At 38.8% G+C, this 14,171-nt stretch carries 11 protein-coding genes; 3 read left to right on the top strand and 8 right to left on the bottom strand.

What is annotated here, in order from left to right:
* Nucleotides 1-2 precede the first annotated feature (2 nt).
* Genes I585_RS18485 through I585_RS18475 form a run of 3 tightly spaced genes read right to left on the bottom strand, consistent with a single transcriptional unit; the run spans nt 3 to nt 4,148 of the window.
* Nucleotides 3-1,427 (bottom strand): family 1 glycosylhydrolase, encoded by a 1,425-nt coding sequence (locus tag I585_RS18485; RefSeq protein ID WP_010740507.1) that lies wholly within the window; start codon nt 1,425-1,427, stop codon nt 3-5.
* Between the two features lie 13 nt (nt 1,428-1,440).
* Nucleotides 1,441-3,300, bottom strand: a complete 1,860-nt coding sequence (locus I585_RS18480) for a beta-glucoside-specific PTS transporter subunit IIABC (protein WP_010740508.1) — start codon at nt 3,298-3,300, stop codon at nt 1,441-1,443.
* Nucleotides 3,297-4,148, bottom strand: coding sequence for a PRD domain-containing protein (locus tag I585_RS18475; protein WP_010740509.1), 852 nt, complete (start codon nt 4,146-4,148; stop codon nt 3,297-3,299). Before I585_RS18475 ends, I585_RS18480 begins: the two co-directional genes overlap by 4 nt.
* 389 nt (nt 4,149-4,537) lie before the next feature.
* Between I585_RS18475 and I585_RS18470 the strand changes: the two genes are divergently transcribed.
* From I585_RS18470 to I585_RS18460, 3 genes are all read left to right on the top strand, one after another.
* On the top strand, nt 4,538-5,065 hold the full coding sequence (locus I585_RS18470) for a PadR family transcriptional regulator (protein WP_034709531.1): 528 nt from the start codon (nt 4,538-4,540) through the stop codon (nt 5,063-5,065).
* Between the two features lie 122 nt (nt 5,066-5,187).
* Nucleotides 5,188-6,540, top strand: coding sequence for a DUF6056 family protein (locus I585_RS18465; protein WP_257007095.1), 1,353 nt, complete (start codon nt 5,188-5,190; stop codon nt 6,538-6,540).
* Between the two features lie 113 nt (nt 6,541-6,653).
* Nucleotides 6,654-7,862 (top strand): MFS transporter, encoded by a 1,209-nt coding sequence (locus I585_RS18460; protein WP_071879477.1) that lies wholly within the window; start codon nt 6,654-6,656, stop codon nt 7,860-7,862.
* Nucleotides 7,863-7,916: 54 nt separating this feature from the next.
* Here the strand turns inward: I585_RS18460 and I585_RS23010 are convergent, their stop codons facing one another.
* The 5 genes from I585_RS23010 to I585_RS18435 all read right to left on the bottom strand — a co-directional run bounded on the left by I585_RS23010 (nt 7,917) and on the right by I585_RS18435 (nt 14,148).
* Nucleotides 7,917-8,765, bottom strand: coding sequence for a PRD domain-containing protein (locus I585_RS23010; protein WP_172463176.1), 849 nt, complete (start codon nt 8,763-8,765; stop codon nt 7,917-7,919).
* A gap of 82 nt (nt 8,766-8,847) precedes the next feature.
* Nucleotides 8,848-10,707 carry a glucose PTS transporter subunit IIA gene (locus tag I585_RS18450; RefSeq protein ID WP_010740514.1) on the bottom strand — a complete coding sequence of 620 codons (1,860 nt, stop codon included), beginning with the start codon at nt 10,705-10,707 and terminating at the stop codon, nt 8,848-8,850.
* Between the two features lie 283 nt (nt 10,708-10,990).
* A complete protein-coding gene (locus I585_RS18445) occupies nt 10,991-11,728 on the bottom strand; it encodes a MurR/RpiR family transcriptional regulator (RefSeq protein WP_010740515.1) in 738 nt (245 codons plus the stop codon).
* Nucleotides 11,729-11,825: 97 nt separating this feature from the next.
* On the bottom strand, nt 11,826-13,271 hold the full coding sequence (locus I585_RS18440) for a glycoside hydrolase family 1 protein (RefSeq protein ID WP_010740516.1): 1,446 nt from the start codon (nt 13,269-13,271) through the stop codon (nt 11,826-11,828).
* Nucleotides 13,272-13,437: 166 nt separating this feature from the next.
* Nucleotides 13,438-14,148, bottom strand: coding sequence for a glucosamine-6-phosphate deaminase (locus tag I585_RS18435; RefSeq protein ID WP_010740517.1), 711 nt, complete (start codon nt 14,146-14,148; stop codon nt 13,438-13,440).
* Nucleotides 14,149-14,171 lie beyond the last annotated feature (23 nt).

Below are 14,171 nucleotides of genomic sequence, written 5' to 3'. Positions count from 1 at the left end.
TTCTATAGATCCTCCCCATTACTTTTGATAATCTTCTGATACCAATCAAAGGAATCTTTTTTGGATCGTTCCAAACTTCCTTTTCCTTCATTATCCAAATCCACATAGATGAAGCCATAACGTTTGCTCATCTCACCTGTGCTGGCACTAACTAAATCGATTGGTCCCCAACTTAGATATCCGATACATTCGACAAAGTCTTCTTCCACTGCTTGTTTGACCGCTTTGATGTGTTTTTGCAGATAATCGATTCGATAATCGTCATGGACTGTCCCGTCTTCGATTTGGTCGACTGCTCCTAAGCCGTTCTCAGTAATGATGATCGGTAATTCGTATTTTCGATACAAGTAATTCATCACATAACGAATGCCTGTAGGATCAATTCCCCAGCCCCATTTCGACTGTTCTAAATATGGATTTTGAATGCCGCCAAAAAGGGAGGTTTCTCCTTCTACGGGAGTATTCGGTTCAGAAATACTGGACATATAATAATTTAAGCCAATAAAATCAATCGATCCTTTGGCAAAATCTTCTGCATCACTGGATTGATTTTCTAGATCGATATTCAATGCTTGATATTGTTTCATCTTGTATTTGGGAAATTTTCCATTACACATGGCATCGACTTGGTAATAATCTCGGTCATTATCTAGGAAACTTTTTAACACATTGTCAGGCTGGCAATCATAAGAATAGATTGGATTCAGGCCAAAGACACAGCCAATTTTATTCTCTGGATTGATCTCACGTGCTAAACGAACGGCCTTCACACCAGCCAAAGTCATATTGTAGCCAATACGTGCTAAATCAACTGCTGGATTCTTCATCTCGCTATATTTTAAACCAGCAATCAAGTAGGTAAAAATATCAGATTGTTCGGTTTGCGGGTCAAGATGATTCATCTCATTAAACGTCACCCAATACTTGACCTTGCCATCATAGGCGTTAAGAACGGTCTCACAATAATGGAGATAAAAATCAATCACTCGACGATTTTTCCAAGAACCATATTCGCGTACTAAATGGATCGGCAGCTCAAAATGATACAGCGTCACGATTGGTTCAATATCATTTGCTAGTAGCTCATCAATCACATTTCCATAAAAATCAATTCCTGCTTGATTAGGCTCTTGCTCATCACCTTTAGGAAAGATTCGCGACCAATCGATTGAGATGCGTAATGCTGTAAAACCCATTTCTTTGAAGAGTCGAATATCCTCTTTATATTGATGGTAAAAATCAATTCCTAAATGGGAAGGATAGTCTAGCTTAGGATCGATTGTCTCAGTAATCGTGCGAGGTTCTTTATTTGAACCCTTTGTGACAAAATCCATAATCGCTGGCCCTTTACCATCTTCTTGCCAAGCTCCTTCACACTGATGTGCGGCGATACTGCCGCCCCAGAAAAAATCTTTTGTAAGTGTCATTTGTTTCTCCCTTCTATAGAATGACTGTCAGCAATTCGTCTGCTTGGCCATTACTAGCTGAAATAACATCAAGGTAATCATTGGAATTCGTTACAACCACGATGATCACTGGATCAAATCCCGCTTCTTCCACTTTGTCCGCTTGATATTTCGCCAGAATATCGCCCTTTTTCACTTCTTGTCCTTGTTCTACAAAGCCTTCAAAATACTTTCCTTCTAAATTTACTGTATCAACGCCAATATGAATCAGTAGTTCCACACCATTTTTAGTCTTGATGCCATAAGCATGTTTGGTTGGAAAAGCAACTGTTACTGTTCCTTCAACTGGTGAAATGATTGTCTCTTCAGCCTGAACTGGTAAGATACCGACACCTTTGCCTAATGCACCAGAGGCAAAGGCCTTATCGCTGACTTCACTCAATGGAATCGCTGTTCCTTCCGCAATTTTACCGATGCAGACTTGTTTCAATCCTTGGTTGCTTTCTAATGCTTCGACTAATTCTTTTTCCTCTAATTCTTCTTCAGACTCTTCTTTTGGAATACCGACACCATATGCAACCGCGGCCGCTCCAACGAAACCAACGATGACACTGATTACCATCCAAATAAAATTACTCGTTCCGCCAGCCAAGTAAGTTGGTAAAGCTGCCAGTCCCCAAACAAATCCCATCGTTTTAACACCGGCCAACCCAGCGATTAATCCACCAAGTCCCCCGCCAATAATAACGGCCAAAAACGGACGACGATATTTAACAAAGACCCCGAATACTGCCGGTTCAGTGATACCCATCAAGGCACTAAAACTAACCGTACCGAACATTTGACGTTGGTGTCCTTTCTTTGCACGTAGGAAATAACCAAACATAGCGCCACAAACTGCAATATCGGAAATCGTTGCCGCATGGTTAATGATTGGGTCATAGCCTAATGTTCCTAGGAAGTTCAACACGATTGGATAAGTAAAATTGGCTGCGCCTAGAACAATCAAGAATGGTTGGAAAGCCGCGTAAAGCATTACAACGATCCAGTTTCCGATTGTATTCATCAATACATTGAAGAACGCGTTCACACCGTCACCGATCAAAGTTCCAATTGGACCGAAAACGACTAAAATAACTGGGAAGGTTAACACCAACGATAGCGCCGGTACTAAGAAATATTGTAATCCGCTTGGAATGATTTTTTTCAGATACTTTGTCACGATACTCAAGAACCAAACACCTAGCAAAATTGGAATGAAGGTATTAGCATAACCAATCGTTGGAAGGTTATAACCAAACAATTCCAACCCTTTTGCTCCATCGATATTAGTGGAAAGTAATCCCACCGCCAAAGCCATTGCCACATATTCGTTGAGTTTCATCCGTTTTGCCGCAGATGCCGCAATAAAAACTGGTAAGAAATGGAACACTCCACCACGTAATGTATCAAAAATCATATAAGTCGAACTGTCTTTCGAAACCAAGCCTGTTAATGAAATAATCGCCATGATCCCGGCGATCATTCCTGCTGCCAGCAAGACTTCAATAATCGAAGTCATCGTTTCTGAGATCATAACCAAGATCGATGAAGCAATTCCCTTGATTCCCTTTGCCCGTGGTTTTTCAATCTCTTCACCATCTGGTTTCAAACCAAGCATCGCCATAAATTCATTGTAGACATCCGTAACATGTGTTCCGACAATGATTTGATACGCCACTTCATTCGAAACAACGTCAATCACGCCGTCTAAATTCTTAATTTCTTCGGTTTTCGCTAAATCACGATCCTTTAGGGTCAGACGTAAGCGAGTCACACAATGCGCGACCGCTTTGATATTATCTTTACCGCCGACTAATTCAATCAGCTGTTTATTTAATTTTTCATAACTCATTTTTTGTCCTCCATTCTTTCTGTGACACGATTAATATGAAGCATCAGATAGGTTTCCTCATTAACTGAGATTTCTAAGTTAAACTGCGTTTGCACATAGATTTTCATTTTTTGAACTGCTTTAAATGAATCTGGATATAATTGACAGACTTGCTTATACAGTTCTAAGGTTTCTGAACCATCATTGAATATCTCGCCATCAATAATTCGCTGAACAAAATATTGTAAATGTGTCGTGAAGCGCATGTAATTCGTCGATTCTTCGTCCAAGGTTACATTGAAATGATGCTCTACGATTGAGACTAAATCCCCCAGTGTGCGCATCTCCAGTACATGATCCTTCTTGCTGTCGCGGCTTTCTTCCATATTGACGAAATGTAAACAAAGCGATACGGCCTCATCTTCAGGAAGCTGCAGCCCTTTTTGTTCCTCGATCATTTTTAGGGCTTTGAGTCCTACTTTGAAATAATCAGGATAAAAACGTTTTGTATCCCAAATTAAAGGGCTTTTGATGAACTGCTGCTTTTCTACTCGCTTCAGCAAAAATTCCAAGTGGTCAAGAAGAGCCAAACTTAGATAATCACTTGCTTTGATGCCTAATGTTTCCTCTCCATAGGAAATAATATTACTGATCAAAAGAATGTCATTGGGATCTGAATGAGATAATAAATAGCTGAAATGATCCAGCATATCAAAGGAATCGAGAATGTACATTTTTTCGACTTCCTCTTCCGCGATTTGCTGCCCTTTTTTCTTTTTGAAACCAATTCCTTTTGAAACGACGAAGACCTCATTTCCTCCCCGTTTCACCAATGCAACGTTATTATTTAAGATTTGGCTGATCTTCATTTTTTCCTCCTTTCCAGAAAAAAAACCCAAGAAAGTATACAAAGGGACCTTGGTCTCCTACTATACTTTCTTGAGTTCTGCCTGATTATTTTCAGTAACATACTCACAATCACCGCTCCAGCGCAGTGATCGGTCTTTTCTCTTATTTATTTTATAGTCCCATTCTAAGTGATGACCATATGAATGTCAACGCTTTCTTAAAATATTGTCATTTTCTCCTTTTTTATAAGACTTTAAAAAAATTAAAATACACTGTTATTTAAAGTAGCGACTGTCTTTCCTATTCGACACAACTAGCAAAAGTATCAAACAATGATACAATGGATACGAAGAAAATTGTAATCCAAGGTCACTTTATGAAAGTCATCCTTAAAAGAAAGGATCCGATGATGAATACTATCAGTTATGTTGTTTTAGCGATGCTTGTTCGATCGCCATTAACAGGTTATGATTTGAAACGTTTCTTGAATCTTTTTTGGGAGGCCCATCACAGTCAAATCTATCCAACCTTAAAAGAATTACGAAAACAAGAATTGATCGAAATTGTTGATATTCCAGATGGCAAGCGGAAAATCTATGACATTACTCCCGCGGGAAAAGATTTGGTAAAAGAGTGGGTCTTCACGAAAAGTCATGCTCCCTCGCAAAAGGACGAATTTTTGGCGAAAGTTTTTACGATTTCCGCCTTAGATCGAGATACATCGAAATTTTTGATTATGGAACGAAAACAGTACTATCAGGAACAACTAAACGAGTACTCAAAAGTCCTCAATAGTCTAAGCAACCTGAATAAAGAGGAACGTCGCAAAAATTTTGGTCGTGAATTAATTCTAGAACGGAAAATTCGGCTATGCAAAGAAGAACTTTCTTGGTGTGATTGGTCAGAAGCAAAAATCGAAGAATACTTCGCAGAATAATATATACTAAAGCAGATTTTTTATGATCTGCTTTTTCTGTTTTAAAATTGGTTTTACAGCACTTTTATTTTCATTATAATAGAATTGATAAATAAATAATATTTTAAAAAGGTTGGCTAAATATGAACTTTAATCAAAGTAAAAACAGACGAGGAATACTTATGGTCGTTGGTTTAGTATTCTTAGTGTGTTTAATTTTTAATTTGAATATCCACTTGACGGGTTTTAAGGATGATGGAGCTTTGTTCCTCAATCCTCTAAAAAATAAATTTGACGGTAATTTTCTTTCCTTTCTGATTTATCGTTACAACACATGGAGTTCCAGAATCGTCATTGAAATCTTTACTTTGATTGGCGTCACTGTGCCGATTGTCTGGAAACTATTGAACGCTGTCATGATGCTGATTGCTGCAATCTTACCTGCTTTTTTGGTTAAACAGTATAAAGATATTCGTTGGACTGATCTGGTTTTATCCGCTTCACTATTTTTTACTTTTCCAATATCCTTTTTTAGTGAAACAGGCTGGGTCGCCACGTCAACAAACTACCTATGGGTCTATTCCTTAGGCTTGGTCTCAATATACCCAATTGTGCAGTATATTCGAAAAGAACATGTTCCACAATGGCTCTATATCTTAAGTGCCTTCACCACATTTTATGCCTCGAATCAGGAGCAAATGGCTTTATTAATCTTGGGCTTTTTATTGATTTTCGGAGGATATCTATTCACCCAAAAGCGTTCTTTTAAACCACTTTTGCCAACGCTAGGGATTAATATCTTTAGTCTGATTTTTGTCTTCACTGCTAAAGGAAATGATATTCGTTATGAGCATGAACTAAAAAACTGGTTTCCGGATTTTGAACAACTTTCTTATTTTAAAAGGATTGAGTTAGGATACTCTTCTACCCTGCGTCATTTATTTTTTGATAATCAAATCACTATTTTGCTTTTTACACTGCTATTGTTTGTTTTCACTATTACTCGATTTATTTATAGTAAAAAGTTCTCGCTTGTCGGGGTCGTTGGCTTATTTCCATTCATAATCTCACTTTTCTTTAGTCTAAATAGTTTCATCAATAATGGTAGAGTCGTACAAATACTAAATATGTTTAATCAATATGGAACAACATTTAGCATTTATGATCCTAAGACTTGGATTCCTGATATTATTTTGTCCATTATTCTTTTCACCATTTTACTGTCAATTATCTATTTGTTGGATTATCAAGTAGCAGCTTACCTGCCAATACTCTTTATCTGTGCAGCAATAGCCTCCAGATTGATTATGGGATTTTCCCCAACTATTTGGGCATCAGCGACTCGTACCTATCTTTTCACTTATGGATTATTTATGATCGCTTTTCTATATATTTATACTCATAGTAAAGTTTTCAACGTGAGTAAGTTAGGGATGGTCTTAGTGACCACGGTTCTTGCTTTATATTCACTTTTTACTGCATTTGGGACACTTTAATAAAATTGGCGCACATCTTTCGTTAACGTTAGATGTGCTTTTTTTTGCAAAAATATATGTAAATTTATTTATGTAAATATTGACATAAATTCAATTCATGATTAAACTATTGAATGGAAAGTGGTGACCTAATGGAAAATTTAAATGAGAACATCGTTACGGAAAAGGAAAATGGTAAGGCCGCGTATGTCGTTGCTTTTGCCTGCATGATCGCCTTTATGGGGATCGGATTGGTGGATCCAATTTTGAATTCGATCGCCAGATCTTTACAAGCAACCCCTGCTCAAACAACACTATTATTTACAAGTTATATGATGGTGACGGGAATCGTCATGTTGTTTACTGGTTTTGTCTCTAGCCGAATTGGCATGAAGAAGACTCTGATGGTTGGACTATTTATTATTATTTTATTTGCACTTTTTGCTGGATTATCCAATACGATTGACGCGTTGATTTATTTTCGCGCTGGTTGGGGCCTGGGGAATGCTTTATTTATTTCTACAGCTTTATCAGCGATCGTCAGTGTTTTGATCGGTCAAACTGAAAAATCCATCATGCTTTATGAAGCAGCGATGGGGTTAGGGATGTCGATTGGACCCTTAGTGGGTGGGTCTCTTGGCTCGATTTCTTGGCGCTTGCCATTTGCTGGTGTTTCCGTTCTGATGCTGATCTCCTTCTTATCAATCTTAATTATGTTCAAAGAACCAAAGGGGGAAAAAGAAAAAGTGGCCTTTTTCGCAGGAGTCAAAGCGCTGAAAAATCATAAACTGCGCTCTATTGGCTTAATTGCATTGCTTTATAACTTTGGTTTCTTTACCCTGCTGGCTTATGCCCCATTCCTATTGCCAAACTTTTCAGAAATGGAAATTGGGATGACCTTCTTTGGCTGGGGAATTTTACTGGCGATCTCTTCGATTTTCTTGGCAACACGTTTTGAAAGAAAAATCGGGACCTTTTATACCTTGATGATTGGTTTTATCGGTTTCGTGATCTGCTTATTACTGATGGGAATTAATGCGGATCAGCCGACACTTGTTGCAGCTGCCTTAATTGTTGCTGGATTCTTCCAAGGAATCATCAACACTTTGATGACAACTATTGCTATGGAAATTCCTGGGATCAAACGCAATATCGCTTCATCAACATATAGTTTTGTGCGTTTCTTCGGCGGATCGTTAGCACCATTTGTTGCTGGATTAATTGGTGCGAAATTCGGCGGAAACTATACCTTTTACTTTGCTAGTGCGATGGTCTTTATCGGAATCGTATTGGTGGTTGTTCATTCGCAGTATTTTGAAACAGCGGAAGAGGAAGAAGTTTAAGAAACTAGATTAAAAAAGCCCATCTGATCCTATTGCTGATCAGATGGGCTTTTTCTATCCCTTTTTTATTTGTCGAATCCTTTCAATATGCATGGTTAAATAAACTTCTTCCTGTAAGGAGGCGTTCAGTGTATGATTCTTTTTTAACGCGGTGATGATTTTTTCCGCACATTGAAAAGAATCTTGATATTGGTGGATGATGAGACGGACCATTTCTTCACTCATATCCATCATATCGATTCCCTTTACCTGGCGAATCAAAAAATACTGCAAATGAGAAACCAGCCGTGAAAAAACGATTGAATTTTCATCAAGTGTAATTTGAAAGTGGTATTGGATGATCGCAATGATATCGGAAATGATTTTGGTAAAATTCATCGCTTGCTGAATAGAATCAAAGTTATTTCCATTGTTGATAAAATGCATGGCGATAGCGGTAGCTTCTGTGTCTTCTAATCGAATGGCTAATTCTTGATAGATACGGCTCACAGCATGCTCTCCGATACTAACTTCCATCGGATAAAGCTGCTTGATATTCCAATGCAGTGGACTGACTACTGAGATATTTTTCTTTTTTCTGTCAACCGCCGAAAAGATATGATCCGCTAATGAAATCAGCATACCCACGCCAAAATCTGTTTGAAGTTGTTCTTTTGCCTTCTTCAAAATACTGTCGCTTACAATAATATAATCCAGCGGTATTTCATTGACTAATGCTTTCACCCGATCAATTTCACTTTCCTCCTGATTCTTTAACAGAAAAGTCCGTTCAATTAAAGATTTATTGACCTTATTTCCAGGATAGGACTTAAACCCGATACCATTTCCCATGACGACCATTTGTTGGCCTGACTCGTTATCAACTAACACAACATTGTTATTGAATTTCTGTCTAATTATCATCCGCTTTCCTCCACTGCCAATACTCCGAATAACGACCTCATCTACTTTTTTCGGTAATGCTACCCGTTTAAAAAGATTCAACTTATCTAATAATACTGAATAGATCATTCTCCAAATTGATCGTTTCTGTTCGTTGATTTTTATCAACCGATTTAAACTGCTCTGAATTCGTCAAAACCACAAGAACCACATCATTCAATTGGTTAGAGCGGATTTTTGCTTTATCGAAAGTCAAAATTGTTTGGCCTTTTTCGATTTTGTCTCCTTGTTTGACCTTCAAATTAAACCCTTTTCCATCAAGTGTGACCGTGTCTAATCCCACATGGATCAGTATCTCCGCTCCTGTAGCCAGTGATTCAAGACCGATCGCATGTTTTGTCGGAAAGACGGCTTTCACCTCGGCATCAAAAGGTGCGTAAATCGTTCCATCAAGAGATGAAATAGCAATCGTTTTACCTAAAATCTCATTCGAAAAAGTCGCATCAGAAATCGATTCTAATGGAACGATCTCACCAATGACAGGTGATTGAATCGTGACATCGCCAATCCTTAAATCAATCGGAGTAGTTTGCTCGGTTTTTCCCGTCCGTTCTTCTGGTTCTTCTTTTTCATTGAAGCGATTCATCAAGATGAACGTCAAGACCGCCGATACAACAATCGTGACAATCATTCCTACAATGATCCCGAAGAAGCCTTTTCCCATAAATGCGGGTAGTGACAGCAAACCTGGCATAACGAAACCATAACAAACGCCACCCATGACGTTACTTACCGCAGCACCTACTCCACCTCCTATACAACCGGCGATCAGTGCACCGCGATACTTAATCAATACACCATAAATCGCTGGTTCAGTGATACCTAGGTATGCGGGAACTACCGCTGAAAGTGCCACCTGTTTTTCTTCCGTTTGTTTCGCTCGGAAATAGATAACTAATGTTGCGGTTGCTTGCGCGATCGTACTCATCAGCGCCATCGCCAACAATTGTGAGCCTCCAAAGCTGGAAATTTCTTGTTGCATGATTGGATTCAATGCATGATGCATCCCTCCTAAAACAAGCAGTGCCCGAGTACTTCCAATGATCAGACCAGATAGCAATGGTGAAAAATCAATCAGCCACTTGACGCCAAGTGCAACATATTCCCCGGTATAATACCCTAGCGGAGCGAGCAGACACATAGCGATCGGAGCCGTAATAACCAATGAGAGCAACGATGAAAAGACCATATTAACCATTTCCGGGATCTTAGCATCAAAGAAACGCTTCACGTGTTTCAGCAACCAAACGGAGAAGATGATTGGCAATACCGAAGCGCTGTAATCGACCACCGCGATTGGGACAAAGCCAAAAATTCGAATAATTTGCTGTCCATCAGCGATGGCAAATGGATACATCAATAAACCGGCTAATGCTAGCGCCATATATTCATTTGTCTTAAACTTTTTGGCCGAACTCACCGCTAATAGAAATGGAAAGAAATAAAACATACAATCAGATAATCCATTAAAAAAGATGATTGTATCTCCATTTCCGTTTGCCCAGCCAAAATTGATCACCATGAAGATCAATCCCTTGAGCAGACCTCCCGCAATAATCGGTGGCAATGCAGGCGTTAAAATCGACGACAAGGTATTCAAAACATTGGAAATGCCTCCCTTCTTTTTTTCCTCGACCCCGACATTTTCTTCATTATTCATCGGTACTAGTTCATTAAATTCATTCGCCACTTTAAGAACTTTTCCACCCAAAATAATTTGAAATTGATTACCTTGCTGCTGTGTTCCTAGAACACCTGCCAATTCGTTGAGTGCGGTTCGATTCGCTTTACTCTCGTCTTTCAATTGAAGGCGCAGTCTCGTCATACAATTTGCATACGAGTGAATGTTTTGAGCCCCTCCTACTTCTTTCAAAATGGCTTCGGCCAATTCTCGATTATTCATTTTTTCCTCCTTATCCTAAACTAAAAGTTACTTTCATACGCTTCTTGGATTTTGTTCTAAGGGATCTGTTTAGTTTTTACGCGGATTTTTTCCACATTCAAGACTGATCTCCCTCAATAAAAGTGTATAAAAATAGCCCGAAGAGAGTGTCCGAAAACACTTCTTCAGGCTTTGCCAGCTTTACCTGTAACGAATCCTACTAAATTAACATTTAATAGAGCGAGTTTTGCTTCTTAAAACTTTTTACTATTTTGTTAAACGGTCAAAGATAGATTGTTGAGATTTATTTTCCCATCACCTTGAGCATCTTTTTCGCCAGTGCTTCAATAATATAAATGCTGGGAATCTGAGTCGTCATATCGATTAAATATTCGTAAGTATCAATCATCTTATTTTCTTGCTGAACATAGTAGGCCAAGTTATAATCAGAAACTTTCGCTAACGGATTATTGCGGCTGTTCGTGATCGAAACTATTTTTGCCTCATTAGCCTTAATTAAAGGAATGCTTTTTAATAGAAATTCCCCCGATACAGAGAAAAAGAGAAAAACAGTTCCCGACGATACTGGCGGATTTAACGGAAACATCGGATTATCGACATTTACCGCAAACTTCCCAACTGATGAGAAATAGCGAGCAGCATAAACTGCCATTACTCCCGAATTTCCTGAACCAACGCAGATAATCATTTTTGCATCAGCAAGAACTTGTGCAACATTATCTAGTTTCTTCTGAAATTCTGCTTCCTTGGCACGTGCGAAAAAGGCTTCCGCTATGGAGATATCATTGATCGGCATCGTGTCATTTTCTTTATGTTCCTTTTTAAAAAGCAATTTGAACTCTGTAAACCCATTACATCCGACCTTCTTGGCAAAACGGGTGATCGTAGCTGTCGATACATGCGTCTCATTAGACAATTCTCGGATTGTCATGTAAGGAATCTTACTAGAATTTTCAAGAATAAAGTGATAGATCAGATAATCTAAATCATTAAACGTTGTCAGTTGTTCTACCGAAAACATAAACATCTCCTCCAGTACAATTTCACCTTAAATTGTACTGGTTGATGCCAATGAATGCAATCTGCAAAAGAACGGTTGATACAAACCAAGATGCTTTTTAAAGTCTAGCGCCATTTTCTTGAATCGTTTTTTGGAACCATGCAAAGCTGTCCTTTTTCAGGCGTTTCTTACTGCCATTGCCATAGTCATCGATATCGACATAGATGAATCCGTAACGCTTACTCATTTCATTGGAAGAACAGCTGACAATATCGATTGGACCCCAAGCATAGTAGCCACGAACATCTACGCCATCATAAATGGCCTCTTTAACTTGTCTTAAATGCTCTTCGTAGTAATAGCGACGGTAGTCATCATGAACGCCATCTGATTCCAATGTGTCAAACGCCCCTATCCCATTTTCTGTGATATAGATTGGGCATTGGTACCGGTCGTAATAATCATTCAAGGTGATCCGCAGACCGATGGGATCAACGGCCCAGCCCCAAGGACTCGCCTCTAAATTCGGATTAGGTAAAATAGAGCGATTATTATCGTTGGATTCTTTAGAAACAAGATTCGTGTAATAATAAGAAAAAGAAAGGAAATCCGCAGTGTTTTTAAGCGCTTCTTCATCTCCATCGTAGAACTTAATATCATATCCTTGTTCTTCAAAGAATCGGAAAGCATAATTTGGATACTTTCCTCGTAATAACACATCCGTGAAGAAATATTCCATTTGCGCATGCAGCATCGTTCCTAATGCATCTTCCGGTTTCGTCGAAGCAGGATAGACTTTGTCTGCAAAAACCATCATTCCAATCTCAAAATCGGGATTTATCGACTGTGCCGCTTCTTTCACTTTCGCACTGGCGACCATCATATTATGTAAGCCTTGATATTTAGCTTCCATTAAGTTTTCAACACCATCTTCAGTAACACCGATATTACAAAATGATTCGTACGTAATCAGATTGATTTGATTCACAACGATCCAATACTTCACTTTGTCTTTATAACGCTCCAACACCGCTTTACAATACTTAACAAAATGATTGATGACTTCCCGTGAATACCAGCCTTGATAATGAGTCGTTAGGTAAATTGGCATCTCATAATGAGAGAGCGTGATCATTGGTTCCATTCCATTTGCGAGAATCTCGTCAAATAACTGATCGTAGAATTTTAACCCTGCTTCATTCGGCTCTTCCTCGATCCCATTAGGAAAAATACGCGACCAATTAATTGATGTACGAAACGTATTTAAGCCCAGTTCCTTCAATAGTTTTAAATCATCTTTATACGTGTGATAAAAATCAATCCCGCGCAATTTTGGAAAACTTTGAATCTTTCCATCATTGATTTGTTTGACAGCTTTTTCAATAAATTCTGAAGTTATCTCGCCTTCCATTCTTTCTTCAGGAGGAATATCTGATACATACTCATTAATATCGGAAACATTTAAACCTTTCTCACCAACATCGTAAGCACCCTCCGATTGATTGGCAGCAATCGCGTCACCCCATAAAAAGTTTTTTGGAAACTCGCGTTTATTTTTTTTCATCCTTCTCGCTCCTTTCTTGATTAACTAAAGTATAGCTAGCGAGAGGGCAATATGTAATCCCTTTAGCGCTTTCAGTCACAGGAAACACAGGATGATTCTTGTGACAACTCTGATACATGTTGTGACAACAAAAAAGAGTGCAGTGAATCCACTGCACTCTCGAAAACTATTTTAATTTACTTGCCGCTTCTTGATCTAAAATCACTGTCAAATTAGGATGCAGGCGCAGAATAGATGCTGGTACATCTTCTGTGATTGGTCCTTCTAAAGCCTGTTTGATAATCTCCGCCTTCTTTTCACCATTGGCGATCAGGACTAATTTTTTGGCAGCCAAAACGGTTTGAGCGCCAAAAGTTACCATCTCTTCTCCTGGTGTATGCGGACTCGACTCATCAATCAACTTGTACAGTTCATCTCCTGGTTTGATCGGAACGCGATAAACGCCGTAATCAAAGGACGTGAACTCCGGCATATTGCCGCAAAAATGACCGTCACCGCCGATCCCCATCAACACAAGATCTAAACCGCCATCTTCAGCGATTTGGCGATCATAATCTTGATAGTTCCCTGCATCTAGTACTTCGATATTTTCTTCTACGATTCCCAACGGGTTGAACAACTCTTCGGTTAATGCTTGCATTGTCAGTCCGTATTCTTGATCCTTCAAAGTAATCTCATCAAAGTTATAAAAATGCGCCAAGCTTTGGTCGAAGAATACTTGGTTTAAGCGTTCTGCTAAAATCTCATAGGCACGTTTCGGTGAAGAACCTGCTGTTAGAGCTAAGTTTACACGTCGATTTTCGGCCCATCTCATTAAAACGATATCCGCTGTAATTTGGCTCAAAGTTTCATAATTTTCTGTTACCAATAATTTCATTTTTACACCTGCCCTTTTCTTTT

The sequence above is a fragment of the Enterococcus malodoratus ATCC 43197 genome, assembly GCF_000407185.1.
Taxonomy (GTDB): domain Bacteria; phylum Bacillota; class Bacilli; order Lactobacillales; family Enterococcaceae; genus Enterococcus_A; species Enterococcus_A malodoratus.
The sequence above is the reverse complement of the archived record's forward strand: the minus strand, read 5'-3'. Positions and strand labels throughout refer to the sequence as shown.